25 protein-coding genes and 1 pseudogene are annotated in these 24,234 nt (G+C 62.1%); 8 read left to right on the plus strand and 18 right to left on the minus strand.

What is annotated here, in order from left to right:
* Window positions 1-12 precede the first annotated feature (12 nt).
* Window positions 13-339, minus strand: a complete 327-nt coding sequence (locus PP1Y_RS21465; protein WP_013834077.1) for a 2Fe-2S iron-sulfur cluster-binding protein — start codon at window positions 337-339, stop codon at window positions 13-15.
* A 29-nt stretch (window positions 340-368) separates the two neighbouring features.
* On the minus strand, window positions 369-1,427 hold the full coding sequence (locus tag PP1Y_RS21470; RefSeq protein WP_013834078.1) for a cytochrome P450: 1,059 nt from the start codon (window positions 1,425-1,427) through the stop codon (window positions 369-371).
* Between the two features lie 109 nt (window positions 1,428-1,536).
* On the opposite strand from PP1Y_RS21470, the pseudogene PP1Y_RS25505 reads away from it, so the two are divergent.
* Window positions 1,537-2,113 (plus strand): annotated as a pseudogene (locus tag PP1Y_RS25505) (transposase); the annotation flags it as partial.
* 114 nt (window positions 2,114-2,227) lie between these two features.
* On the opposite strand, the gene PP1Y_RS21475 reads toward PP1Y_RS25505, so the two are convergent.
* The 9 genes from PP1Y_RS21475 to PP1Y_RS21510 form a co-directional block, all read right to left on the minus strand.
* Window positions 2,228-3,223, minus strand: a complete 996-nt coding sequence (locus PP1Y_RS21475) for a fatty acid desaturase (protein ID WP_232512493.1) — start codon at window positions 3,221-3,223, stop codon at window positions 2,228-2,230.
* Window positions 3,224-3,368: 145 nt separating this feature from the next.
* Window positions 3,369-4,025: an RraA family protein gene (locus PP1Y_RS21480; RefSeq protein ID WP_013834081.1), complete on the minus strand. Its 657-nt coding sequence runs from the start codon at window positions 4,023-4,025 to the stop codon at window positions 3,369-3,371.
* Window positions 4,026-4,037: 12 nt separating this feature from the next.
* Complete coding sequence (locus PP1Y_RS21485) at window positions 4,038-4,715, minus strand: RraA family protein (protein ID WP_013834082.1); 678 nt, start codon at window positions 4,713-4,715, stop codon at window positions 4,038-4,040.
* The gene (locus tag PP1Y_RS21490; RefSeq protein WP_013834083.1) at window positions 4,708-5,103 is read right to left on the minus strand and encodes a RidA family protein; all 396 of its coding nucleotides are present in this window, start codon (window positions 5,101-5,103) and stop codon (window positions 4,708-4,710) included. Before PP1Y_RS21490 ends, PP1Y_RS21485 begins: the two co-directional genes overlap by 8 nt.
* A gap of 75 nt (window positions 5,104-5,178) precedes the next feature.
* Window positions 5,179-5,580, minus strand: coding sequence for an amidohydrolase family protein (locus tag PP1Y_RS26515; RefSeq protein ID WP_013834084.1), 402 nt, complete (start codon window positions 5,578-5,580; stop codon window positions 5,179-5,181).
* Window positions 5,550-6,188, minus strand: coding sequence for an amidohydrolase family protein (locus tag PP1Y_RS26520; protein ID WP_013834085.1), 639 nt, complete (start codon window positions 6,186-6,188; stop codon window positions 5,550-5,552). The genes PP1Y_RS26515 and PP1Y_RS26520 overlap by 31 nt, the downstream gene beginning before the upstream one ends.
* 66 nt (window positions 6,189-6,254) lie before the next feature.
* Window positions 6,255-6,752 (minus strand): aromatic-ring-hydroxylating dioxygenase subunit beta, encoded by a 498-nt coding sequence (locus PP1Y_RS21500; protein ID WP_041559077.1) that lies wholly within the window; start codon window positions 6,750-6,752, stop codon window positions 6,255-6,257.
* Window positions 6,749-7,924, minus strand: coding sequence for an aromatic ring-hydroxylating dioxygenase subunit alpha (locus PP1Y_RS21505; protein ID WP_013834087.1), 1,176 nt, complete (start codon window positions 7,922-7,924; stop codon window positions 6,749-6,751). Before PP1Y_RS21505 ends, PP1Y_RS21500 begins: the two co-directional genes overlap by 4 nt.
* A gap of 10 nt (window positions 7,925-7,934) precedes the next feature.
* Complete coding sequence (locus PP1Y_RS21510) at window positions 7,935-8,936, minus strand: dihydrodipicolinate synthase family protein (protein WP_013834088.1); 1,002 nt, start codon at window positions 8,934-8,936, stop codon at window positions 7,935-7,937.
* Between the two features lie 175 nt (window positions 8,937-9,111).
* On the opposite strand from PP1Y_RS21510, the gene PP1Y_RS21515 reads away from it, so the two are divergent.
* Entirely contained in the window at window positions 9,112-9,897 is a 786-nt protein-coding gene (locus PP1Y_RS21515; protein WP_013834089.1) for a 1,6-dihydroxycyclohexa-2,4-diene-1-carboxylate dehydrogenase, read from the plus strand.
* A gap of 16 nt (window positions 9,898-9,913) precedes the next feature.
* Here PP1Y_RS21515 and PP1Y_RS26525 read toward each other — a convergent pair whose 3' ends face one another.
* From PP1Y_RS26525 to PP1Y_RS21525, 3 genes are all read right to left on the minus strand, one after another.
* On the minus strand, window positions 9,914-10,456 hold the full coding sequence (locus PP1Y_RS26525) for an oxidoreductase C-terminal domain-containing protein (RefSeq protein ID WP_013834090.1): 543 nt from the start codon (window positions 10,454-10,456) through the stop codon (window positions 9,914-9,916).
* Window positions 10,453-11,169 carry an NAD(P)/FAD-dependent oxidoreductase gene (locus tag PP1Y_RS21520; protein WP_255327355.1) on the minus strand — a complete coding sequence of 239 codons (717 nt, stop codon included), beginning with the start codon at window positions 11,167-11,169 and terminating at the stop codon, window positions 10,453-10,455. The genes PP1Y_RS26525 and PP1Y_RS21520 overlap by 4 nt, the downstream gene beginning before the upstream one ends.
* Before the next feature lie 87 nt (window positions 11,170-11,256).
* Window positions 11,257-12,891, minus strand: coding sequence for a sigma-54-dependent Fis family transcriptional regulator (locus tag PP1Y_RS21525; protein WP_013834092.1), 1,635 nt, complete (start codon window positions 12,889-12,891; stop codon window positions 11,257-11,259).
* A 217-nt stretch (window positions 12,892-13,108) separates the two neighbouring features.
* On the opposite strand from PP1Y_RS21525, the gene PP1Y_RS21530 reads away from it, so the two are divergent.
* The 6 genes from PP1Y_RS21530 to PP1Y_RS21555 all read left to right on the plus strand — a co-directional run bounded on the left by PP1Y_RS21530 (window position 13,109) and on the right by PP1Y_RS21555 (window position 19,314).
* Window positions 13,109-14,455, plus strand: a complete 1,347-nt coding sequence (locus PP1Y_RS21530) for an aromatic ring-hydroxylating dioxygenase subunit alpha (protein ID WP_013834093.1) — start codon at window positions 13,109-13,111, stop codon at window positions 14,453-14,455.
* Entirely contained in the window at window positions 14,448-14,975 is a 528-nt protein-coding gene (locus tag PP1Y_RS21535; protein ID WP_013834094.1) for an aromatic-ring-hydroxylating dioxygenase subunit beta, read from the plus strand. Before PP1Y_RS21530 ends, PP1Y_RS21535 begins: the two co-directional genes overlap by 8 nt.
* Window positions 14,976-15,000: 25 nt before the next feature.
* Window positions 15,001-16,368 carry an aromatic ring-hydroxylating dioxygenase subunit alpha gene (locus tag PP1Y_RS21540; protein ID WP_013834095.1) on the plus strand — a complete coding sequence of 456 codons (1,368 nt, stop codon included), beginning with the start codon at window positions 15,001-15,003 and terminating at the stop codon, window positions 16,366-16,368.
* A 14-nt stretch (window positions 16,369-16,382) separates the two neighbouring features.
* Entirely contained in the window at window positions 16,383-16,934 is a 552-nt protein-coding gene (locus tag PP1Y_RS21545; protein ID WP_013834096.1) for a 3-phenylpropionate/cinnamic acid dioxygenase subunit beta, read from the plus strand.
* Window positions 16,935-17,075: 141 nt separating this feature from the next.
* Window positions 17,076-18,146, plus strand: coding sequence for an alkane 1-monooxygenase (locus PP1Y_RS21550; protein ID WP_304412555.1), 1,071 nt, complete (start codon window positions 17,076-17,078; stop codon window positions 18,144-18,146).
* A gap of 124 nt (window positions 18,147-18,270) precedes the next feature.
* On the plus strand, window positions 18,271-19,314 hold the full coding sequence (locus tag PP1Y_RS21555) for a 2Fe-2S iron-sulfur cluster binding domain-containing protein (protein WP_013834098.1): 1,044 nt from the start codon (window positions 18,271-18,273) through the stop codon (window positions 19,312-19,314).
* A gap of 39 nt (window positions 19,315-19,353) precedes the next feature.
* On the opposite strand, the gene PP1Y_RS21560 is transcribed toward PP1Y_RS21555, so the two are convergent.
* From PP1Y_RS21560 to PP1Y_RS21575, 4 genes are read right to left on the minus strand one after another with little or no spacing between them, the layout of a single operon-like run.
* On the minus strand, window positions 19,354-20,205 hold the full coding sequence (locus tag PP1Y_RS21560) for a MaoC family dehydratase N-terminal domain-containing protein (protein WP_013834099.1): 852 nt from the start codon (window positions 20,203-20,205) through the stop codon (window positions 19,354-19,356).
* Window positions 20,206-20,216: 11 nt separating this feature from the next.
* Window positions 20,217-21,809, minus strand: a complete 1,593-nt coding sequence (locus PP1Y_RS21565) for an acyl-CoA dehydrogenase family protein (protein ID WP_013834100.1) — start codon at window positions 21,807-21,809, stop codon at window positions 20,217-20,219.
* A complete protein-coding gene (locus tag PP1Y_RS21570) occupies window positions 21,809-23,038 on the minus strand; it encodes an acetyl-CoA C-acetyltransferase (protein ID WP_013834101.1) in 1,230 nt (409 codons plus the stop codon). The genes PP1Y_RS21565 and PP1Y_RS21570 overlap by 1 nt, the downstream gene beginning before the upstream one ends.
* Window positions 23,035-24,234 carry a CoA transferase gene (locus PP1Y_RS21575; RefSeq protein ID WP_013834102.1) on the minus strand — a complete coding sequence of 400 codons (1,200 nt, stop codon included), beginning with the start codon at window positions 24,232-24,234 and terminating at the stop codon, window positions 23,035-23,037. The genes PP1Y_RS21570 and PP1Y_RS21575 overlap by 4 nt, the downstream gene beginning before the upstream one ends.

Below are 24,234 nucleotides of genomic sequence, written 5' to 3' on the forward strand. Positions count from 1 at the left end.
GTCAGCCCGGGCTCAGTATTGCTGTTCGGGAACATGGAGGACAAGTCCGTCAAGCCCGGCATCGAGCCTGATCTGGCAAGCCAACCTGCTTTCCGCTGTAGTCCCCTCTGCAAACTGGAGCAGATCGGCTTCCATGCTGTCATCGGCGAGCCGTCCAACCCTCTCGATCCAAGCGGGATCGACCTGGACATGGCATGTGGCACACGCGCACTGGCCGCCGCAATCGCCGTCGATGCCGGGAACGTCGTTGAACAGCGCCGCCTCGCGCGCCGTCAGGCCCTCGCCGATTTCGACGGGGAACCTGTGGCCATCGTGAGCGACAAAGGTGACCTTGATCATGGAGGCGCAGCTTTTCCTTGGTGTGCAAATCAATGCGCGTGAAGCTTGACCGGCAGGCGGGTGATGCCGCGAACGAGATTCGACAGGAGGCGCTCGGGCTCACCTACCACCTCAACGAAGTCAAAGCGCTTCTGAATTTCCTCCCAGATGATCCGCAATTGCAGTTCGGCCAGGCGGTTGCCCATGCAGCGATGAATGCCATAGCCGAACGAAAGGTGCTGGCGCGGGTTCTTGCGGTCGATGATGAACTCTTCCGGCCGGTCGATCGCCGTTTCGTCGCGATTGCCCGAGAGGTACCACATCACCACCTTGTCACCTTTGGCGATGCGCTTGCCGCCGATCTCGCTATCCTCAAGCGCGGTTCGACGCATGTGGGTGAGCGGGGTCTGCCAGCGGATGATTTCCGGCACAATGCTGCCGATCAGGGCGGGATCGCGCCTTAGCTTTTCATACTGGTCGGGGTGCTTGTTCAGCGCAAGTACGCCGCCACTGATAGAATTGCGGGTGGTATCGTTACCGCCGACGATCAAGAGTAACAGATTGCCCAGGAATTCGAGGAACGGCATGTCTCGCGTGGCGGGCGAATTGGCCATCATCGAAATCAGGTCGTTCCCCCCCGGCTGATCGATGCGCTGGTCCCACAGCCCCTTGAAATACATCGCGCACTCGATCAGCTCTTCGCGGCGCTGTTCGAAGGAATCGACAATTCCCGCTCCCGGAATGGCGGTCGTGACGTCCGACCAGCGGGTCAGGCGCGCCCGCTCGTCCCAAGGAAAGTCGAACAGGGTCGCGAGCGTCATGGTCGTCAGTTCGACCGAGACGCATTTTACCCAGTCGATCTCCTCGCCAACCGGCAGCGCATCGAGAATCGCGCCGGCGCGCTCGCGAATCACCGGTTCGAGCAGCAGGAGGTTGGATGGCGCCACCGCCGACGTCACCGCCTTGCGCTGGGCATCGTGTTTGGGCTGGTCCATCGCGATGAACATCTCGAGTTCGAGATTGCTCTGGTCGCTATGCATGTCCTGGATTGCGATTCCGCCAAGCTTTGCTTCGGAGGAATAGACCTTGTGGTTGGTGTCGACCGCCATGATGTCGTCGTATCGGGTGATCGACCAGTAGGGTCCGTAGGAGCTTTCGGCGCAGTAATGAACCGGATCCTCGCGCCGCAGCCGCTCGAAGAAGGCTTCGATCTTGTCGCCCCGGCACCAGAAGGTCTATCCCACCAACGTGCAACTGATCTTCCCAGTCGCGGGGCGTGGCCGCCCACGGGTTCGTCATGTCCCGGACGTCAAATCCATGGCGGCACATGCCATGCTCGAGGGTGCGCAGTGGCGAAAGGTCAGTTGGCGCAAGGGAACGAAGGGACGCCTGACGGCCCGCTTTGCTGCCATGCGCGTGCGCATTGCCGATGGCGCGCCGCAGCGGATCGGCTCCGCCGGAGCTCAGCACATGCCGGGCGAGGAAGCCTGGCTGGCGGGGGAGCATCGCTCGAATGGCGAGCGGAAATATTACCTCTCCAATCTGCCCGCAGACACCCCGATGAAAGCTCTCACTGGCGCGATCAAGGCGCGCTGGATCTGCGAACAGGCCCATCAGCAACTCAAGGAAGAACTCGGCATCGATCACTTCGAGGGCCGATCCTGGGCCGGACTTCACCGCCATGCCCTGATGTCGATGATGGCCTATGCATTTTTGCAATCCCGAAGGCTCGCTCAGGCGGGGCGGAAAAAAGAATCCTCGGCCCGCCTCCTCAGCCCAGCCTGCCAGCAGTGCGCCAGGCGATCCTTGACCGCCTGTCACGCTCACCACCCGATGATTGCCCACACTGCGGATGCAGCGTCAACAGACCTCCCCGCATACTTCTGCCAAAGTAGTGCTAGGACCGTTCCTACTCGGCAGGAACCGCTATCGCATCCTTCATCCGCCGGAAAGCCCGGTGCGATTCGATATTTTCCGGTGCCAGCCCAAATGCAGTCTGCCGCGGAATGTCCTGCGCGTTGATCTCATCGTAGCGCAGATAATAGGCCTTGTGCATCCGGTAGAAGGGAATCTCCGGATAGAGGTGATGGATCAGGTGATAGTTCTGATAGACCAGCAGCGGGGTCAGCAGCCATTCGAACCCGAACCGCATCGTCGTCGCCATGTACGGATCTTCATCCTGGGCTACCACGGCAGGATAATGCGGCAGAATGACGAACACGACCGCGATCATGAACAAGGAGATCCGCGATGGGACAAACCACAGCATGAACAGCTCCAGCCCGAAGCCGAGGTAGAGCGCTCCGGCGAACAGCGCCACCAGGAAGGAGTAATAGACCACCAGCTGCATGCCGTGCCGCTTGCGCACGGACTGCCCGTATTTGATGAAATAATGGATGTAGGCACCATCGAAGAACGTCCAGCGGAATGGCACCTGCCACCATGGCGATTCGTGTTCGAACAGATCCGGATCCATCGGACCATTGGCAAAACTGTGATGCTTGTTGTGAACCCACCGCAACAGCACCATCGGCGCATAGGGAAAGAGAAAGAACAGGCCGATCGCCCCAATCGATTCGTTCAGCCAGCCGACGCGCGACAGCGAACAATGCGACGAATCGTGAATGACGCTGAACAGCAGGTAAGTGAGAAGTCCGTTGGCGATTGCGCCTTGCCAAAGCGCGATTTGCTCTGTCAGCGCCAGGTACCAGACGGTGCCGATCCCCAGCATCGACACGACAAACAGGATCGCAGTTGGCCATGCGAGCAACGGCGGCTGCCGCAATTGCTCGAAATATTCGTCTTTGCTCGTCGGAAAAACGCTCGTAGCCACTGGCAATCCCTCTCTGCGGATTTGTCCGTGCCGGGGTTGCTGCCTTAGCAGCTGCCCTTTGACTTCCCGCACACGGCCTTTACGAATCAGGCCGGTTTCTAGTTGATCGACTCATATCCCATCTTTGCATAATGTGCAAATATTATCCCATAATGCCATTTGCCGCGACCGGAACGGCGGTCGCCACTCGGTCTGGAATGACGCCCGTTCGGAGGCATCAAACCGCACGCGACTGAAGCGCGTGATACCCACCGGCGCGCCGGGCTTCGTCCAGGCGCATTCCCGCATCAACGGCGGCGAGAATTGCCCTTTCGGCGGCTTCTACTTCTTCGGCGATCGCGACGACTTCCTCAACCCGGCCCGCCGGAATCGCGACGACCCCATCGGAATCCCCCACCAGCCAATCGCCGGGCTCGATCCGCACCTCTACAAGTTGGATCGGCACACCATAAGCATGCGCGGTGGATCTATCTTTGGCAGTCCGCATTGTGACGCTGCGGGAAAATACAGGGTATTTCAGCGAAACACAGCAATCGCTGTCTCGGCAGACACCATCGATCACCGTGCCTGCGACACCTTTCTTGTGCGCCACGCGGGTCAAAATATCGCCCCAGACGGTCTGATCCAATTTACCGCCGTTGTCGATTGCGACCACTGCCCCTTCGGGCACGTCGTCGATATAGTCTCCGACTATTCCGTGAGTCAGTCCGACCGGAAGCATCTGTACCGTGAAGGCTGGTCCCGCAAACTTCATCCCCCGTGCTACCGGCAGGATTCCAATCGCCTGGCCGCTGATCGCCAGACGATCCAGCGCATCGGACAAGGCGGTTACACCCACTGCATTCAACCGCCTAACGAGTGTTTCCTCGTTCATCGCTTTCCCTGCCTATTTCAACATGTCTTCGTAGTTCGCGCCCATCACCTGATCAATTGGAGCGCCTTGCTCAAGCGCAGCGATCATGGCTGTTTCACGGCAATGGATGCGCTCCGCCTCCGTGAGCACTTCGTCCAGGTGTTGCTGTTTGAAGAACACGACGCCGCTTCCATCCGCCACAACCCAGTCCCCCGGGTTGACCACAATGCTGCCGATTGTAACGGGGCAGCCCCAGTCATGCTCGGCGACCCGACCGCGCGCTGTAAGCGGAACAACTGCGCGGCCGAAGACCGGAAAACCAAGCTCGCTGCTTTCATCCAGATCGCGACAGGCACCGTCGACGATCACGCCGGCAACGCCGTTCCGAGCCGCTCCCCGGCTTAGCAAGCCGCCCCAGCCAGAGGCATCGGTCCTTCCGCGATGCTCGACGACCACGATCTCACCCGGTTGTGCCGCCATGATGGCAGAGGCACCCAGGTGCCGTTTGGGCAGTCCTTCGATAGCCGGTCCGAGTTTCACGGTCACAACCCTGCCGGAAATGCGCTGCCTCTTTGCGGTCAACCGGACGAGACCCGGGACGGCCCCGCGGAGACCGAGTTTGTCGAGCGCGTCTGAAATGGTGCAAGTGTCAAAGGCGGCGACACGCTGGGCAGCTGCCGCATAAGCCGTAGGTGAGATGTCTTCAGGCATCGTTCGGCACCATCGCTATGGCTTCGCACTGCACCAGCATGTTGCCCGGGAGGTCACCGTAAACCAGCATATGCCGGGCTGGCCGCGACGAGGGATCGGGAAAGTGCGTGAGCCACAATTCGTTGATTGCCGGCCTAAGCTCTTTCGTCTTCACGTAGAAGGTCAGTTTGGCAACATCGTCGAAACGCGCGCCGGCTGCTGCCAAGATACGGCCCAGGTGCCAGAAGGTCAGGCGGACTTGATCGACAGCGTCTGCCGCCACTTCACCGGTTGCCGGATCCAAACCGTAGACCCCACCTGTCACGACAAGACGGTCTACCCGGCTCGCGGCAGGGATCGGATTGCCGGAATGGTGAAGGCCTTCAACTTCGATGCTGCGTCGTGTCACGATCCCCAATCCTTGAGAGCGACCTGTCGAATTACCCGAAGTCGCGGAAAATCTGCATCGTCGCCAAGCACGTAATCAAACGTCGAGACGCGAAAACAATCGACGGGCATTGCCTTCGAAAACACCGTTTAGCGCAGCCTGGTCAAGTGAAGGAAGCGCCTCGATCACCGGCTTGAGATCGTCGTAGTGGCGCCCTGAAACAGGATTGATGCCGTCTCCTGATCCGGGTCTTTCCGTTCCGAAACAGCATCGGTCGTGTCCCACGGTCTTGAACAGAAGCGCGAGCGAATCTGGGTTATGAAGCACCGTATCAAACCAGAACTTTCGTAGAATTTCATCAAATTGGGGTGCATCGGCAGCGATACGCCCCTGAGCACGGGCCATTTCCCGATGCGAGCGCCACCGTCCGATCTGGTAGGGAATGGGACCGCCGCCATGGCTAATCATCAACTTGAGGTCGGGGAACCGGTCGAACACGTCGGCCCGGTATATGAGGTAATCGCCAGTCCCTCTTCCGCAATGAAATGCTCATCATAGGTCTCGCGCCCGTTGCAGCATTGTCCCGAATGGATATGGGCAGGAAGATCCAACTCACACAATTTCTCGTACAGCGGGTACCAATAGGGATCGCCGAGCGGAGGCGATCCGTTCATCCCCTCACTGGGGTCAGGGTTCAGCAAGACGCCCACGAAACCAAGCTCATCCACCACTCGCTCGATTTCTTCGAATAACGAGGTGACCGGCCGATCGACTTGCTGCGGCAAGGCTCCCACTCCCCGGAAGCGATTCGGATGCATCCGAACTGTCCGGGCAATCATGTCGTTTGTGTCACTTGTCCAGTCGACGATGTCATTCCACCGGGCAGTTCCATTCAAGGTCAGGAAAGGTCGAGGGGAAAGCAACTGCAGGTCGGTCCCCACCGCATCCATGATCCTGACGTTCTGGTCCGCGCTTTCTTCCAGCAGACGATCGGACACCTGCGCACGATAGCTGCTACCATATTGCCCCCCTGAAACCACAAGATTGCTCCTGTGCGCGTAGAGCGCCGCAGGCGCGACAAGGTGAGCATGAGCGTCGATTATCATTGCTTTGCGATCTTTCAGAGAAGTCCGGCCCCGGCTGGCGCTTTCAGCAATGTTCAGCAGCCGATATCAAATCGGATATACCAGATACCGGGGCAGAACGGACGTATCGAGCTCGGCCCGTCTGGACAGCAGCTTCAACGCACCGGCTTTTTCCAAACGGATGGTATCCAGATATTGACCCGCAGCCAGAACCTGGGTGATGCCGCTATCGGTGGGCGTCATGAAGACCGAGAAATTCGATCGCATCGAAATAGTAGAGGCATCGACGCGTTGATACGCGACGCGCTGGACGAAGTGACGGGTGCGATAGTCCTGGAACGTACCGACCCAGATATCGTTCACGAAAGTGACGCGATCCTCGAGCCGGGATCGGCAATCGTCGTACATGAAACCCAGGGCGAGACCATTTTCCGAATTTTCGGCCGCACGGCAGATATAGGAGGCCGCGTCTTCCTCGGCATAGTTGGCGAGCCAGCCCTCCATGTCCTTGCCGTCAAGCGCGCTGGAGTCCGCCAGCAGAAGAGCGTCGAGCGCGGCCTCGAGCGCAGTGTCGGTCTGTGTCATGCCTCGGCCCTCTCGAAACCCATTACCGACCGGTAATATTCCCAGCGGGGAAGATTGCCGCTCTCGTCGTTCTGGAGGAACTCCGACTCCAGCTTCGACTGGTCGTGCACGCCCTTCTGGAAAATCGCATTCCCAGGCGTGTGGTTGCCAATATGGATGCGATGGAAGATCGATGCGTCTTCCATGCTGATCAGGCCGCAGGGTCCCAGCAAGTTGGAGCTTTGCCGCAGACGATGAAGGACCATGTCCTCATCGTCGTCTTGGTGCGCGAAATAGGCGTAGTGAACTTCCACCGTCTCTTCGTCGATGGGTGTCGCGAAGCGCAGGTTGATCACATCGAGATGCTTGGTCGAGACGAAGGTCGGGAAAAGCATAACAATGCGCGAGCCGACCGCAGGGTCCTGCCCCTTGAAGGCGATCAGCGATTCGTCCTTCAGCACCGTCGGACCACTGACCACCGAAAGCGCCGATTCGAAACAGACGTGGCCATGTTTCGTCGCGGCGAACTGGCGTCCCTTGCCGCCTTGCCAGTTGAGCATCTTGAATGCCTGGTGGAGCAATGGCGCATGATAGCCATCATTGTCGGTATAGGACTTCCAGTTGCTGTCGTAGCGCACCTTCTGATAGCCCAGCAGCTTGAGCCTGCCGTCCCCGCCGAGGAGTTCGCGCAAGGTGTTCTGCGAATCGCCGAGGAACTCCGTCAACGTTTCAGTTTCCGCCGAAAGGGTCACGAAAATCAGGCCATAGAAACTGTCGAACCGGGGCTGCGCCAGGGGATAGTCGGACTTGTCGAAGCCGGGCAGAAAATCGCGATGGTTGGGGCAACCGACCAGATCGCCCTTCGCATCGAACAGCCAGCGGTGATAGGGGCATTCGAATTCGGTCTTGTTCCCCATCACCGCGGTTTCGAGCTGGTTGCCGCGATGCGAACAGGCGTTGTAAAACACCCGCACCACGCCTTCCCTGTCGCGGGCGATCAGCAGCGGAACGCCGGCCAAGCGGAAGGTCTTGAAATCGCCTGGATTGGGCAATTCGCTTTCATGCGCGACCGGGTGCCATTCCTGCCCGAAAAAGATGCGCTTCATCTCTTCCGCGTAGATGTCCTTGCGGGTGAACGCCGCCTTTGGAACCTCGTTGAAGTTCTTGGGCCAGGTCAAGTCAATTTCGGTCATCGCAATCCTCCTAGGCAGCAGCGCCCAATGCTTCGGCTTCGAGCGCTTTGCCCAGTTCGGCCCACATCTGACCGGACTTGCGCGCGCCCGCCAGATAGGGCTCCGGACAGAGATGGTAGGGCGGACGCACAGGTCCGGCCTTCATCCAGCCACCGGCGTCCATCCGCGCCTTTTCAAGCGCAATGTTGTAGGTCGAGAATTCCTTGAAGCTGCCGTTCGGGAACAAGGGGGCTGCGGTCGGGCCGAGGCGGCCCATGAACGCCTTGGCCGCGCTCCAGTCGCCGGTTGCGCGGGCCTGGGCGACCAGGTCGCGCAGGGTGGTCGTCACCAGCGGGTGGCAGACCGCTCCGCTCGACCAGAAAGCGTCGACCGAATCATCCATCCGCGCCGCGCCATAATAGTCGAAGTCGATCGGCAGCAGCTTGATCCGACCGCGGATCGCGGCCAGGTCGGGCAAGAGGTTGGCGACGCCGATATATTTGGCGGTCACGACCTGAGGAATTTCAGCCACCTGGGCCCAGAACGCACGCGGGAAATCGAATTTGAAGGCTTCCGGGTTCGCATAGATCGCGATGTTCATTTCCGGCACGGCCTCGGCAACATCCTTGTAGAATTGGACAGCGACGTCGAGGCTGGGCGCGCACCACATCGGCACGCCAAGCATCGTGCCGTCGGCACCGAGCGCGAGCGCTTCCCGCGTCAGCGCCACCGTATCGCGGGTGTTGATGCAGGTCGTGCCGACGAAGACCGGAACCCGACCGGCCGCCGCGTCGATCAGTGCACGCATGAAGTCCAGCTTTTCGTCATGGGTCATGGTCGCGGCTTCGCCCAGCGTTCCCATGCTCAGGATGCCGTCGATTCCGGCATCGATCAGCCCGTTGACCACGCGAGCGGTTTCATCGAGATCGACGGTTTTGGTCGCACGCCAGTCTGACGCGTTATCCTTGGACGGGGTCGGAATGATTGCCCAAGCGCCCTTGACATCGGTGGCGCTCAACAAAGTCTTTGCCATGGCTCATGCTCTCCCATTGGATATAGCCCGCCTAAAGCGGGACGTTCCCCATTGTGTAATGCTTTTCCTTATGTCACTTCAAGTCCTAATATCGGGCTCTTGCCGCTAATGGCAGGATTTGCCGAAGATCGAACAGGTCTCGTTTCGCCGGGACGAACGAAGGGAGGATGTGGACGTGACTTTGCTGAATCGATTCCATGACAAGGTGGCGGTGGTCACGGGGGGCGCGCAAGGGATTGGCCTGGCGACCGCGAGGCGCCTGGCCGGGGAAGGCGCCAGCGTCGTGATCGCCGACCGCGCAGCGGAGGCGGCCGAGGCTTCGGCTGCACAGCTCAAGGCGGAAGGCAGCAATGCCCTGGCAGTCGCGGTGGACCTGGAACATTGCGAAGGCGCTGTCGAGCTGTATCAGACGGTCATTGATCGCTTCGGGCGAATCGACGTCGCTGTCCACAACGTCGGCGGCACGATCTGGGCCAAGCCTTACTGGGACTACACCCCGCAGGAAATCACCGCGGAAATCAACCGGTCGCTGTGGCCGACCCTGTGGTGCTGCCACGCGGTTCTGCCCCACATGCTGGCGGCAGGGCGCGGGGCGATCGTCAACATCGGCTCGGTTGCGACACGCGGCGTCAACCGGGTCCCCTATGCCGCCGCAAAGGGCGGGGTCGCCGCGCTGACCGCAGCCCTCTCACTTGAGCTCGAAGCCAGCGGCATCCGCGTCAACTGCGTCGCGCCGGGCGGGGTCAACGTGACCAGGGTCACCCCCCGCAATCCGGCTGCGCCCACCGAAGCGGATCGCCTGGGCTTCAGCCAGGTGATCGAACAGACGCTGCGCGATACGCCGATGGCCCGCTTTGGCGAGCCCGAGGAACTGGCCGCGGCGATCTGCTTTTTCGCCTCCGACGATGCGTCCTACGTCACAGGCCAGACACTTTTCGTCGCCGGGGGCGGCATCGGCTGACCGCGCCGCGGGCTAATCAGCTCGCCTGCTTGAGCAGATCCCGCAAGGACACACCTGCGTCGGCCAGGCTCGCAGCGCTGGCGCGGGCCCGGCGTTCAACGAGCCGTTTTCCCACCCCCATGTCGGGCGCGCGGTTGACTGTCAGCACACCTTCGATCGCCTGGCCGGCCAGGAAGAAGGCGACGAAGGCGTTGCTGTCCATCTCGCCGCGGATCGCCACCTCGGCATCCACCGGAATCTGCCCGCAGAACTGGATGTTGAGATCGAACTGGTCGCTCCAGTACCACATCGGCTTGCAGTAGGAGACCTCCTGCCCCAGCATCGCCAGAGCAGCCGCCTGCGCCTGGTCCGCCGCGTTCTGGTAGGTTTCCTGCCGGAACCGTCCGCCGAAAAACCCGTCCTGCTCGGCCACGTCGCCCGCCGCGAAAACCGCCGGGTTGCTGGTCTGGCAGCGACGGTCGACGATGATCCCGTTGTTGACCCCGATCCCGGCATCGCGGGCCAGCGAAGTGGCCGGCACGATCCCCACCCCCACGATCACGGCATCGCACGGAATCACGGTGCCATCGTCCGCCTCGACCGCGCTGACACGGTGCCGGCAAACCTGAAGCCGGTCACGCCGCAGTTGAAATGGGTCGCTACTCCCCGCTTGCGATGTTCCTCGCCCAGCCATTGCCCAAAGCGCCGGCCGAGCGCTCGCTCCATCGGCACCGGCATCGGCTCGACGACGGTGACCTTGCAGCCGAGTTTTACCGCACTGGCGGCGACTTCGGCGCCGATCACGCCCATCCCGACAATCACGATGCTGGCCCCTTCGCGCAGGTCGAGGGCCATGCGGGTCGCATCGTCGCGCGTACGCAGATAATGGACGTTGGCGCAATCGGACCCGGCAAGGTTGAGCTTGCGGGCGTGGCCGCCCGTGGCGAGCAGAATCCGGTCCGCCTGAACCAATTCGCCGCCCGGCAGACGCACCCCGCCGCCCGCAAGGTCGATCGCTTCGGCGCGGGTGCCCAGGCGCATGTCGATACGGTTGTCGTCGTACCAGGCCTCGTCCTGGAGGAAGAAATTGTCCGGGACGTTGGCCGGGTCCCACAGCACTTCCTTGGACAGCGGCGGACGTTCATAGGGACGCCAGGGTTCTTCGCCGATCAAGGTGATCCGCCCGTCGAACCCTGCCTGCCGCAGGGCTTCGACTGCGCGCCCGCCCGCCAGATTCGCACCAACAATCGCAATCGAGCGCACTAGGTTCTCTCCCCACTTTCTGTTTGCCACGTCCGGGCTGCTCGCCGCATCCCCAAATCAGCGGTTTTCGTTGCACATTATACAATCCATTTCAAGTGATGGATGCCAAGGCTCTCGCTACCGTCCGATCTTTTCCAGGCGCGATGCAAGCTGCCGCCGGGTCAGGCCCAGGTCTCGAGCTGCCTGCGCGACATTGCCCCGCGCAGCTTCCAGCGCGGCTTCGACGATCATGCTCTCAACGGCTTTCAGCCCTACCCCTTTCTGCCGCAACAGTCCGACCAAGTGACTGATCGACTGATCCTGTTCTTTACCGACCTCGGCGCCCGACACCCGTCCATCGTTGGTCAAGGCCAGGCCGGCCCTGATGCGCATGCGATCCGAGCCGAGGAACAGGTGCCGAAGGTCGATCGCCTCGCCATCGTTCACCAGCAACACCGCGCGTTCAACCATTCGTTCGAGTTCCCTGACATTGCCTGGATATTCGTGCATCAGCAGGGCATTGATCGATCTCGCCGTGAAGCCGGCGACCTCACGCTGATGGCGCCGGGCGTACTTCGCGCGGAAATGTTCCATCAAGCCGGGAATGTCCTCGCGGCGCTGACGCAAGGGAGGAACTTGGATCGGCAAGGTAGCGAGCCGGAAGAATAGATCAGCGCGGAAATGGCCTGCTTCCATTGCCGTTTCCAGGTCGATGTTGGACGCCGCGAGCAACCTCACATCGACCCTCGTGGTCCTGGTATCGCCGACTCTCTCGAATTCGCCCTCCTGAATGACCCGCAGAACCTTGCTCTGGGCCAGCGGGGACAGCATCGAGATTTCATCAAGGAACAGTGTGCCGCCATGCGCCAGCTCGAACCGTCCCGGGCGGCTTGCCACCGCGCCCGTGTAGGCACCCTTCGCCACGCCAAACAGTTCCGCCTCGATCAGCCCTTCAGGTATGGCGGCACAGTTGAGGGCCACGAACGGCGCATCCTTGCGGAGACTGGCGCGATGCGCCATCTTGGCGAACACTTCCTTGCCGACGCCGGTCTCGCCCAGGAACAGTAGGCTGGCATCGGTCCCGGCGGCGCGTTCGATCATGTTCCGGACGGCGTGATACCCGGCTGAAACGCCGGGGACGAATTCGTGCCGATCGGCCTGCGAGTTCGCCAACATCAGCGGCGGCACCGATTTCTCGACGTCGTCGAGTTCGGGCCATTCCGCTTCCGGCCTGGCGTGCAGCAGACAGGCGCCGTCTCCCATCCCCTGGCATTCGATCTCCCGCATGACGATCGGCTGGCCCGCGAAGGAACTGGCAAAGCCGCTCGCAAAGCCGGTTTGCAACCAGCAGACCGGATCGGCGCTGACGCCATCCGTTGCCAGATGGACCGCGGCCTCGATCGAATCGTGGACGACAAAGCTGCCGTGGAAATGGCCGCTCGCCGAATCGCTGTCCAAGGTCTCGATCTCGGTCCAGCCAAACCCGGTCAGCGCATGGGCCTGGGGCCCAACCGCAAAGGCTTCGAGAAACCCGCGATCGGGGCGCAGTTCCTTCGCCTCGACCGCGCACCTCGCGCCTTCCGCAAAGCCCATGTCCCAGAACAGGCGTCGCGCCCGCGCCAGTCCGAGTTGCGCCACCAGCTGGCTGCGCAGCGTGGTCAGCGCCGATTGGCTCAAAAGCACGCATCGTTCGCTGTCGCGCCAGATGCGGCCCTGCTCGGGCGAAAAGCGCAAGCGTTTGGTAAGGTCGGCGTAGCCGGGAAGCTGTTTCATCGCCATCCCTTTTACCAAAATGTCAATCCTGCACCACGATTTTCTGAACAATTGACGAAAATGACAATCCCTGCAAGCAATCGAGCGTGAGCCGATCCCCCTTATCGAGCATGTTTGCGCCATTTTTCACCTTGGCATGATCTTTGCTTTATCCATGGCTACGTGGAACCGCCCGCTCCAAGCCGGGAGGTCCAACGGAGGAGAGGAGAAGGGCAATATGGATGTTGCAGATCTGGTCGATACGAGCACAGGACGCCAATCACGCTCGATCTATTCCAGCGAGCCGATCTACCGCCAGGAGCTTGAGCGCGTCTTTGGCCGATGCTGGCTGTTCCTTGCCCACACCAGCCAGATCCCGCAACCCAATGACTTCTTCCGCACCTACATGGGCGAAGACGACGTCATCGTCATCCGGCAGAAGGACGGCTCGGTAAAGGCCTTCCTCAACACCTGCACTCACCGCGGCAACCGCATCTGCCGCGCCGATCGCGGCAATGCCCGGTCCTTCACCTGCAACTACCACGGCTGGTCGTTCGCCCCGGATGGTGCGCTGGCGGGGGTCCCGCTTGAAAACGAGGCCTATTTTGGCGAACTCGACCGCAGCAAATTCGGGCTCGTGCCGGTGGCGCAGGTCGCCGAATACAAAGGGCTGATCTTCGGCAATTTCGATCCCGCCGCGCCGTCGCTCGAAGACTATCTCGGCGATGCCAAATTCTATCTCGACGTCTGGCTCGATGCTCTGCCCGGCGGCACCTCGCTGGTCGGCGAAACCCAGAAGATGGTGTTGAACACCAACTGGAAGCTGCCAGTCGAAAATGTCTGCGGCGATGGCTATCATCTGGGCTGGGCCCATGCCGGGGCGATGATGGCGGTGCAGTCGATGGACCTGTCCGGCCTCAGTGTCGGCAATTCCAGCGCCAACCTCGAAGGCGGGCTGTCGGTAGCCGGGCTCAACGGCCACATGGCGTTGACCTCGCTCGACGGAGTATCCGGCTATGCTTTCTACCCCGATCCGAAGCCGATGCTCGACTATCTGGAGGCCAACCGGCCGACCGCGATCGAGCGGCTCGGCAAGACCCGTGGCGAACAGCTGTGGGGCTCTCAGATCAACATCACGATCTTTCCCAACCTCCAGTTCCTGCCCGGCCTCAACTGGTTCCGCGTCTACCATCCCAAGGGACCGGGGCAGATCGAACAATGGACCTGGGCAATGGTCGAAAACGACATGCCCGAGGAAGTCAAGGCCACCATCCTCGACAACCAGTGCCTGACCTTTGGGCTGGCCGGCCTTTTCGACAACGACGATGGGGACAATCTGGCCGCCTGCACAGAACAATCACGCGGCTGGCGGACAGCGCAGATGGACGTTTACACCAACATGGCCCTTGGCCGCTCCGGCGCGCGCGATGGCTTTCCGGGCGACATTGCCGCCGGCCTGGTGAGCGAACACAACCAGCGCTACTTCTACCGCCGCTGGCAAGAACACATGCAGGCCTCGAGCTGGAGCGACGTTCCCGCCTACAATCTCAATTCGCTTGCATCGCGGGAGGCCGTCGATGCTTGACGTACGCTCCGAACCCGCCCTGCATGACACGGTAACCGCCCTTACCCAGCGCCTCTTCCATGAGGCGCGGCTGCTCGACGACGAGCGCTTCGAGGAGTGGCTGGAGCTGCTGTGCGAGGACGTGTCCTACCACATGGCGCTCAAGAGCCGTCGCTTCCGGGCCGATCGTTCCGCCCCGATCGCGGTCGGCGCCGGGAATGTCTTCAACGACAATCTCGCCCGGCTGAAGCTGCGAATCGACCGCCTGCGCTCCGGCTTCGTCTGGGCGGAGGATCCGCCGAACTTCGTGCGCCGGGTGGTCTCGAACGTCGAGGTTATTCCCTCGGACGAGCCGAACGAAGCGGTGGTCCATTCGGTGGTGGTGATCCACCGCAACCGGATCGACGGGCAGACCCGGTTGCTCACCGCCGGACGCACGGATCGCTGGCGCAAGGGTGGCGAAAGCTGGTTTCTCGCTGCGCGCGAAATCGCGCTCGACCATTCGGTGCTGCCCGACAGCAACGTCAACGTATTTTTCTAGATCAATACAACGGGAGACGATAACCATGCGTTTGGAACGGATCGGCCGTGAGCCGGAATTTTCGCGTTACATGGACCTCAAGGAAGGCTGGCTCGACCGCCGCATCTTCAGCGACACCGACATCTACGAGGAAGAACTGTACCGCATCTTCGCGCGTTCGTGGCTGTTCGTCGCCCATGAAAGCCAGCTGCCCAAGGCCGGCGATTTCCTGACCACGCACATGGGTGAGGACGCGGTGATCGTCACCCGCCAACCTGACGGCTCGATCAAGGTCTACCTCAATTCCTGCCCGCATCGCGGCAACAAGGTCTGCTTCGCGGATGCCGGCAACACTCGCCGGTTCGTCTGCAATTATCACGGCTGGGCCTTCAACACAGCCGGCGAACTGCAGGGCATGCACGAGGAATACTGCTACGACGAAGGCGACATCGACCGCAAGAAGAACGGACTGAGGCAGGTCGCCCGGGTCGGCAGCTACAAGGGGCTGGTGTTCGCCACCTTTGCCGAGGACGGACCCAGCCTCGACGCCTGGCTCGGCGATTTCCGCTGGTATCTCGACATGCTGCTCGACAACGAGGAAGGCGGCACCGAACTGGTCGGCGGCTGCATCAAGTCGGTGATCAGCGCCAACTGGAAGTTCGGGGTCGAGAACTTCATCGGCGATGCCTACCACGCCGGCTGGACCCACGATTCGGGCTGCCGGTCGATGAACAACGGCCAGCCCTTCCCACCGATCGACATGGAAAATTCCTACCATGCCAGCGTCAATGGGCACGGCTGGGAATTCGGCACCGAGGGCGTGGGCGACCTGTTCCTGCTCGGCCGCCCCAAGGTGATGGAATATTACGAGAAGATGCGCCCGAAGATGGCCGATCGGCTAGGCACCATGCGCTCGCAGATCTGCGGCTCGGTGGCCTCGGCCTCGATCTTCCCGAACGTCTCGTTCCTGCCGGGCATTTCCACCTTCCGGCAATGGCAGCCCAAGGGTCCGATGCAGTTCGAGCTCAAGACCTGGGTGATTGTCAACAAGGCGATGCCAGACGACATCAAGGACGAAGTGACCAAGGGCGTGATGCAGACCTTCGGCCCCGGCGGTACATTCGAGATGGACGATGGCGAAAACTGGGAAAACTGCACCACGGTCAACCGGGGCGTCGTCACCCGCCACGAAAGGCTGCACTATCGCTGCGGCATCGGGCGCCAAATCGAACACGATACTCTGCCCGGGATCGTCTATCGCGGCCAGTATAACGACGCCAACCAGCGCGGCTTCTACCAGCGGTGGCTGGACATGATGGAGGCCACCGATCTCGGCGCGACGCCGCCGCGGCCCGAACCCCGCCTGACCGGGGTGGCCGAAACGCGCGACCTTCCCGGCCTGTTCGCGCTTTGAGAGGATATTTGACAATGAACCAGACCACCACTCTCGAACGCCCCCGCACTGGCGCAACCGCTTCGCTGGAATTGACCCATGCGCTGACCCAGACGCTTTATCGCGAAGCGCGCTGCCTGGACGATGAAGACTATGTCGGCTGGGTAGCAATGCTCGCTGACGACCTGCATTATCACATGCCGGGGATCGAGACCCGCTATCGCCGCGATACGACCGATCAGGTCACCGACCTGACACGGATGGCCTATTACAACGACAGCCTCGACGAGATCAAAAAACGCCTCACGCGCCTGGAAACGGGCACGGCATGGTCGGAAGATCCGGCCACGCGCTACACCCACATCGTCACCAATGTCGAAGTGGAACACACCGACAAGGCGGATGAGTTCCGGGTGTTCTCGAACTTCTACGCCTATCGCAACCGCAACGAACGTGACGAGGATTCGCTGATCGGCAGCCGGATCGACATCTGGCGCGAGACTGGCGGTGCCTATCAGCTGGTCAAGCGCCGGATCATCCTCAAGCACAACGTGATGCTCAGCAAGAACCTGAACATCTACCTCTAGTAATTCCCGGCGCGACATCGGGTGGACCCGTCTGTCGCGCCGTTCAATCAAAAGACAATCGGACGCTCCCCGCATCCGCGAGCAGGTGCCCAAAATCGGAGAGAAGCAATGGATGCTCTGCGCTATTTTCTGGTCCCCGCCATGACCCTCACCGGCGTTGCGGGTTTCATCCTCGGCGGCCCGTTCGTCTGGCTTGGCATCGCCACCTTCGCGGTGCTGATGCTACTGGATATCGTCCTGCCGAGCGATCACAAGGCGCGCTCGCGCGGGATTGCACTGGTTGCCGATATCGCGATTTACTTGCAATTCCCTTTGATGGTTGCACTCTATCTGGCGTTCGCGAATTCGGTGGCGACCGGAACCAACCCGATCTGGGGAACCGATGGTTCGGCATGGCAATTGATCGGTTCGATCGCCAGCCTGGCCTGGCTGTCGGCTGTCCCGACCCTGCCAGTGGCGCACGAGCTGATGCATCGCCGCCATTGGTTTCCACGGGCCGTGGCCAAGGGCCTGAGCGCCTTTTACGGCGATCCCAACCGTGATGTTGCTCATATTGTCACCCACCACGTCCATCTTGACACCGCGAAGGACAGCGACACCCCGCTACGCGGACAAACGATATACAGCTTCGTGTTCCAGGCGACCTGGGGTTCGTACAAGGACACTTGGGAAAAGCAGGGCGAAATCCTGTCGCGTCTCGGACATTCGCCGTGGAGCTGGCGCAATGCCATGTGGCTCCAGCTGGTGCTGGTCGGCGCGATCATCCTGGGGGTTGCCGCGGCGGCAGGGCCGATCGCCGGATTCGCTACTGTTGGCGCAATGTTCTTTGCCAAGATGTTCGTCGAAGGCTTCAATTATTTCCAGCACTACGGATTGCTGCGCGTGGAAGGCGATCCCATCGCGAAACACCACGCCTGGAACCATCTTGGCATGATCGTGCGTCCGATCGGCGTGGAAATTACCAACCACATCAACCACCATCTCGACGGCCACATTCCCTTCTACGAACTTCAGCCCGAGCCGAAGGCGCCGCAGATGCCTTCGCTGTTCCTTTGCTTCCTGTGCGGCCTTGTCCCGCCCGTCTGGCACCGGTTCATCGCACAGCCGCGGTTGAAAGACTGGGATCTGCATTTCGCTTCGCCAAGCGAGCGCAAATTAGCGATGGCGGCGAACGCCCAGGCTGGTTGGCCCGCCTGGGCCACCACCGACTGACGGTTCCACCCGCATGGGGGTTTTCCTCTCCGATTGCCCCCATGTAACCTTGGCGGGATCCCTTTAACGGGGATCCCGCTTCTTTTTCACAATTTCTTCATGTCCAAGCAAGGCCACCCATTCAATGTTCTCATTCCTCAAGAAGCAGCGATCAAGCAAGGTCAGGATTGCCGGAGAACCAGCAATACTGGAGGTCCCACGGGGCAAGACGCTGCTTGAAGCGATGCTGGCAGAGGGGTTGGCCATGCCGCACGACTGCAAGGTCGGTTCATGCGGCACTTGCCGGTTCAAACTGGTGGACGGCAAGATCGGGGAATTGAGCCCTTCCGCGCTCGTACTGGAACGTGAAGAACTCGCCGCTGGATACCGGCTGGCCTGTCAGGCCATGCCTCGATCGGACTTGACCATTGCGCTCGACGCACCCTTGGCCATGCAGTCCACAGTCGAAGATTACACCGGGACGATCATTGCTGCGCCCCGGCTGTGTCAAGACATCATCGGGCTTACCCTCGAACTCGACCGTCCTCTGCCCTTCTCGCCCGGGCAGTACGCCGATCTGACCGCACCCGGCATCGAAGGACCGCGCAGCTATTCATTTGCATTCGCGCCCGGCGCAGGGGCGGTCCAATTGCTACGGTTTCATATCCGCCATGTTCCCGGGGGAGCATTCACCGATTGGCTGTTCGGTGGCGATCGAATCGGTACAAAGTTGCAACTTCGGGCGCCCTATGGCCAGTTCTGCCTCAAGCAGACTTCGGCCCCGATGATATGCCTAGCCGGCGGCAGTGGCCTGGCTCCTATCATGGCCATCCTGGAGCAAGCTATGGCGCTCGGCGGTACGCGCCCGGTCACGCTGCTCTACGGGGCAAGGAGCCAGCAAAACCTCTATTGCCTCGCTGAGATCGAAGAGCTGAGTGCCGCTTGGAACGCGCCCTTCGAATTTACCCCGGTGCTGTCCGAAGAACCGGCGAACAGCGAATGGACTGGTGCACGCGGACTGGTGACGGAGGCTCTCACCTCAATTGAGGACCTAGAGAGTCACGAAGCCTACCTTTGCGGTCCGCCTGCGATGATCGATACGGCGGAAGCAATCCTCTTGAATGCCGGGATCGGGAAAGATGCAATCACGGCCGATCGGTTCCTTGATCGAAGCCAACGCTGCAAGTAGAAAGACGTTTCGATGCTGATGCCTGCGCCAAGCTTCAGTTTACAGGGTCCCGGTCGCGCTCAAAACGTTGCGACCGTCTGCGGCGAAGGCACCCAGTTCCACCTCGTCGCCACTGCGGCGCAGGACAAGATGGAGATCCTCGCCGCACATGCCGGGCGAATTGCCGCGGAAGGCGAAGCGCTTTATAGCGTTGTCGCCAAATTCGCGCGCGGCGAGATCGAGCAGCAGGGTTGCTGTCAGCGGGCCGTGGACCACTAGGCCGCGATAGCCTTCCTGGTCGGTGGCGTAGGCAAGATCGTAGTGGATGCGGTGACTGTTGAAGGACAGCGCCGAGAAGCGGAACAGCAGCGCTTCGCACGGCACGATGAGCCGGTGCGCCTGCCAATCGGACGGATCGAAACGCCCCTCGCCCGACGGCGCGGGCACCGGGGGGCTGCCGACGGGGCCGGCTTCCTTGAAGACGATCGACTGGGTCTCGCTGACAGCCAGCCCGCTTTCCCCATGCATTTCATGTGCCACTTCGACGAAGACCAGCGAGCCCGAACCGCCCTGCTTGGCCTTGATCGAGGAAATGCGCGAAGTGCAGGTCACTGCGGCCCGCACCTTGAGCGGCGCGTGGAATTCCACGGCACTCGACGCCCACATGCGGCGCGTCAGTTCGACCGGCGGCAGGAAGCTTTCCGGGCTGTCATCGCGGCGGGGATGGCCATCGGGGCCCAGCGCCGCAGTTGGCGCATCGGGCAGGCACAGGCACCAGTGGAAAGCCTGCGGCACGCTGCCATCGGCGGGGGCCGCGCGATCGAGCGTGGCAAGCCAGCGGGTCAGGTGGCCGCCGTCAATGCTGTCGCTGCGCTGTTCCTCGCGGCCGATCCATGAGCTGAAATCGCTCATCAGTTGCGCCCTCATGCCATGCCCTTGGCGATGACCTGCGCCTGGATTTCCGCCGCGCCTTCGAAGATGTTGAGGATGCGCGCGTCGCACAGCACCCGGCTGATCTCGAATTCGAGCGCATAGCCATTGCCGCCATGGATCTGCAGCGCGGCATCGGCGTTCGACCAGGCCGCGCGCGCGCCGAGCAGCTTGGCCATGCCTGCCTCGATATCGCAGCGTTTGCCTGAGTCTTTGGCGCGGGCCGCCGCATAGGTCAGCTCGCGCGCCGTGAGGACATCGACAAGGCTCATCGCCAGCTTGTCCGCCACGCGCGGGAAGTTCACGATCGCCTTGCCGAACTGCTTGCGGGTGAGCGCGTAGTCCAGCCCGAGCTCAAGGGCACGGCGCGCCACCCCCACGGCGCGCGCGGCGGTCTGAATGCGGGCGCCTTCGAAGGTGCGCATCAACTGCTTGAAGCCCTGCCCTTCCTCACCGCCGAGCAGCGCATCGGCTGGCGCGCGCATGCCATCAAACGACAGCGCATATTCGCGCATGCCGCGATAGCCCAGCACCTCGATCTCGCTGCCGGCCATGCCATCGGCCGGGAACGGATCGCCTTCCGTCCCGCGCGGCTTGGGCACCAGCAGCATCGATAGGCCGGCATAGCCCCTGGCATCTGGCAGGGTGCGGGTGAGCATGGTCATCAGATCTGACCGGCTGGCATGGGTGATCCAGGTCTTGGCGCCATCGATGACCCATTCGCCATTCGCATCCTGCCGGGCGCTGGTCTGCAACGAGCCAAGGTCCGAGCCGACATCGGGCTCGGTGAAGACGGCGGTGGGCAGAACCTCGCCGCTGGCGATCAGAGGCAGCCAGTGCGCCTTTTGCGCATCGGTACCACCAAGCACGATCAGTTCGCCCGCGATTTCCGATCGCGTGCCGAGCGATCCCGTGCCGATCCACCCGCGAGAAAGCTCCTCGGTGACGAGGCACATCACCAGCTTGCCCAGCCCCAGTCCGCCGAATTCTTCCGGAATGCATACGCCGAAGGTGCCGAGATCGGCCATGTGCCGCACGGTCTCGTCCGGGACCAATTCGTTCGTCAGATGCCACTTGTGGGCATGGGGAATGATCTCGGCATCGGTGAACTTGCGATACTGGTCGCGGATCGCGTCGAGATCCGCATCGTGGAAAGTCTCGGAGGGCCACTGCCCTTCGGCCAGCGCCTGAGCCACTTCGGCACGGACCTTGGCATGATCGCCATAGATTACCTCTAGCGAGGCTTCGCGCAGGCCGAAGGCCGCTTCGCCCAGATCGAGGTCACCGGGGCGGAAGATCTCGTTCTGACCCATGGGAAGCCCGCCGATGAGCTGCGAGATGGTTTCGGCAAAGGCCAGCCGGGCGATCTTCTCGTCAAGCGGATTGGCCCCGCCACCCGCCGCCAGCCAGTCTGCCACCGCCTCGAGCGCAGCGACCGAGGTCGCCACCCAGGCAAAGCCGTGCGCGGCGCGCTGTTCGGCGTCGATGGGGCTGGCTTCCAGCCGCGCGCGCAGCTTGTCGAGCGCGGTGGCACGAAAGGTGCGGGCGCCATCCAGAGCCTTGGTAAATTGTGAAGCGCTTGGCATCACGCCCTCTCGAAAATCGCGGCGAGGCCCTGGCCGCCGCCGATGCACATCGTTTCGAGGCCATAGCGGCTTCCGCGCCGCTGCATCTCGCGCGTCAGATTGGCGAGGATGCGCCCGCCCGTCGCGCCAATCGGGTGCCCGAGCGAGATGCCCGAACCGTTGACGTTGAGAATCTCGTGCCGGCTGTCGTCGTCCGACCAGCCCCAGCCTTTGAGCACGGCGAGCACTTGCGGGGCGAAGGCCTCGTTGAGTTCGATCACGCCGAGATCATTCCAGCCAAGGCCCGAGCGGCGGAAGAGCCGCTCGACCGCCGGCACCGGGCCGATGCCCATGCGGCTCGGTTCGCAGCCTGCCGCGGCCCATGAATGGAACCAGGCGATAGGTTCGAGTCCCAGTTCCTCCAGCTTGTCCTCGGCGACGACGAGGCAGGCGGCACCGGCATCGTTCTGCTGGCTGGCATTGCCCGCCGTCACCACCCCGCCTTCGAGCGGACGCAGCGCACCGAGCGATTCCATCGTGGCATCGGCACGGTAGCCCTCGTCGTGAGCGAACAGCACGGGATCGCCCTTGCGCTGCGGGACGGGCACGGGAACCAGTTCATCGGCGAACAGGCCGTTCGCCCAGGCTGCCGTGGCGCGCTGGTGGCTGCGAACGGCATAGGCATCGCAAGCCTCGCGCGTGATACCATAATCCTTGGCGCAATTTTCTGCCGTTTCGATCATGCCGGTGATGACGCCAAAGCGCGAAATCGGCTGGCTCATCACCCGCCCGCGCGTCAGCCGATCGTGCAGTTCCAACCCGCCCGACTTCACGCCCTTGCGGATCTGGGTCGTGTAATGTTCGACGTTGGACATGGACTCGACACCGCCCGCCAGCACCACGTCGCTGGCGCCGGTCTGGACCATCATCGCCGCGTCGATCACCGCCTGGAGCCCTGAGCCGCAGCGCCGGTCAAGCTGGTAGCCGGGAACCTCGATCGGATAGCCCGCCGCCAGCCACGACCAGCGCCCGATCGCCGGGGCCTCGCCATTGCCATAGCCTTGGGCAAAAACGACATCATCGACCCGTGCGGGATCGATCCCGGTTCGCTCGATCAGCGCCTTGATGATGACGGCACCGAGATCGCCTGCGCCCATCGAGGACAGCGATCCGCCGAACTTGCCGACGGCGGTGCGAAGGGGCGCGACGATGGCGGCCCTTCGCAGACTTTGGGTGCGGAGCTGGGTCATGCGGCGGTTCCTACGATTCCGGAGTCGATGAGGCGGGCGATTTCGCCCGAGGAGAGGTTGAGGCGTTGGCTGAGCACCTCTTCGCTGTGCTGGCCATTGCGCGGGGCGCTCTGCGGGGCGGTGCGCTCCACCTGCGGAACCGAGGCGAAGGCTCCTGCGGCGGGATAGACCAGATGGCTGGGGTTCGGAGCGGAACCGAAGATCGGATTGTCCGCCACCATGGCCGGATCGTTCACCGCGTCGAGCATGGTGCGATAGGCGGAATGGACCACGCCCGCGGCATCGAAGGCCGCGGCCAGTTCTGCATGGCCGCGCGCCGCAATCGCTGCCTCGAACAGCGAGAACAGGGCGTCGCGGTGGGCAAAGCGCAGGCCATCGTCCCTGGCGAAGGACACGCCGCGCGTCGCCTCTATGGCGGCGATGGCCTCGCCGATGCCGAGCACGCTGATCAGGTTCGACCATTGGCGCGGCGTGACCACCACGATCATGGTCCGCTGGCCGTCGGCTGTCACGAAATCGCGCCCGAACAGGCCATAGACGGCATTGCCGGTGCGCGGCCGGTTGGCGTCTTCATAGACCATCTCGGCCACGCCGCCGAGATTGGCGACCGTGCCGATGGCGACATCGGACAGGGGAATGCGCACTTCGCAGCCCTGCCCCCTGGCATCGCGGCGGCGCATCGCCGCCATCAGCGCAAAGGCGGCATAGGCACCGGCGAGCAAGTCCCAGGCGGGAAGCACGTGGTTCACCGGCTCAGGCCCCGGCCCGGTCATCATCGGATAGCCGACGGCATTGTTCACCGTGTAATCGAGGGCCGGCGAACCATCGGGCCGGCCCATGACGCGCACGGTAATCAGGGCCGGACAGCCTTCTGCCAGCCTGTCATGCCCAAGGAAGCCTTTGGCGGGGAAATTAGTGATGAACTGGCCGGTAGCACGCACCAGTTGCTGAAGCAGTTCGCGCCCTTCCGGCTTGCCGAGATCGAGCGCGACTGACTTCTTCGCTCGGTTGAGGTTTTCCCAATAGAGCGAATCGTTGGCTTGCGTGACCGGCCAACGGCGGAAATCCGGCCCGCCGCCGATCTGGTCTACCCGGATCACCTCCGCCGCCATCTGCGCGCAATAGAGCCCGGCTGATGGCGAGGCGACGAAGCTTGACGCCTCGATGATCGAAAGTCCGTTCAGCAGATCGTACAT

It is taken from the genome of Novosphingobium sp. PP1Y (genome assembly GCF_000253255.1).
In the GTDB taxonomy this organism is placed as follows: Bacteria; Pseudomonadota; Alphaproteobacteria; order Sphingomonadales; family Sphingomonadaceae; genus Novosphingobium.

Excerpts from the sequence above, each read along its gene's own strand:
- PP1Y_RS21535 (WP_013834094.1), top strand. The coding sequence starts at position 14,448 with ATGCTTGACGTACGCTCCGAACCCGCCCTGCATGACACGGTAACCGCC.
- PP1Y_RS21510 (WP_013834088.1), bottom strand. The coding sequence starts at position 8,936 with ATGGCAAAGACTTTGTTGAGCGCCACCGATGTCAAGGGCGCTTGGGCA.
- PP1Y_RS21555 (WP_013834098.1), top strand. The coding sequence starts at position 18,271 with ATGTTCTCATTCCTCAAGAAGCAGCGATCAAGCAAGGTCAGGATTGCC.
- PP1Y_RS21500 (WP_041559077.1), bottom strand. The coding sequence starts at position 6,752 with ATGACACAGACCGACACTGCGCTCGAGGCCGCGCTCGACGCTCTTCTG.
- PP1Y_RS21525 (WP_013834092.1), bottom strand. The coding sequence starts at position 12,891 with ATGAAACAGCTTCCCGGCTACGCCGACCTTACCAAACGCTTGCGCTTT.
- PP1Y_RS21565 (WP_013834100.1), bottom strand. The coding sequence starts at position 21,809 with ATGCCAAGCGCTTCACAATTTACCAAGGCTCTGGATGGCGCCCGCACC.
- PP1Y_RS21540 (WP_013834095.1), top strand. The coding sequence starts at position 15,001 with ATGCGTTTGGAACGGATCGGCCGTGAGCCGGAATTTTCGCGTTACATG.
- PP1Y_RS21560 (WP_013834099.1), bottom strand. The coding sequence starts at position 20,205 with ATGAGCGATTTCAGCTCATGGATCGGCCGCGAGGAACAGCGCAGCGAC.
- PP1Y_RS21550 (WP_304412555.1), top strand. The coding sequence starts at position 17,076 with ATGACCCTCACCGGCGTTGCGGGTTTCATCCTCGGCGGCCCGTTCGTC.
- PP1Y_RS21545 (WP_013834096.1), top strand. The coding sequence starts at position 16,383 with ATGAACCAGACCACCACTCTCGAACGCCCCCGCACTGGCGCAACCGCT.
- PP1Y_RS21465 (WP_013834077.1), bottom strand. The coding sequence starts at position 339 with ATGATCAAGGTCACCTTTGTCGCTCACGATGGCCACAGGTTCCCCGTC.
- PP1Y_RS21505 (WP_013834087.1), bottom strand. The coding sequence starts at position 7,924 with ATGACCGAAATTGACTTGACCTGGCCCAAGAACTTCAACGAGGTTCCA.
- PP1Y_RS21470 (WP_013834078.1), bottom strand. The coding sequence starts at position 1,427 with ATGGCGGTCGACACCAACCACAAGGTCTATTCCTCCGAAGCAAAGCTT.
- PP1Y_RS21480 (WP_013834081.1), bottom strand. The coding sequence starts at position 4,025 with ATGAACGAGGAAACACTCGTTAGGCGGTTGAATGCAGTGGGTGTAACC.
- PP1Y_RS21485 (WP_013834082.1), bottom strand. The coding sequence starts at position 4,715 with ATGCCTGAAGACATCTCACCTACGGCTTATGCGGCAGCTGCCCAGCGT.
- PP1Y_RS26520 (WP_013834085.1), bottom strand. The coding sequence starts at position 6,188 with ATGATAATCGACGCTCATGCTCACCTTGTCGCGCCTGCGGCGCTCTAC.
- PP1Y_RS21575 (WP_013834102.1), bottom strand. The coding sequence starts at position 24,234 with ATGTACGATCTGCTGAACGGACTTTCGATCATCGAGGCGTCAAGCTTC.
- PP1Y_RS21570 (WP_013834101.1), bottom strand. The coding sequence starts at position 23,038 with ATGACCCAGCTCCGCACCCAAAGTCTGCGAAGGGCCGCCATCGTCGCG.
- PP1Y_RS21530 (WP_013834093.1), top strand. The coding sequence starts at position 13,109 with ATGGATGTTGCAGATCTGGTCGATACGAGCACAGGACGCCAATCACGC.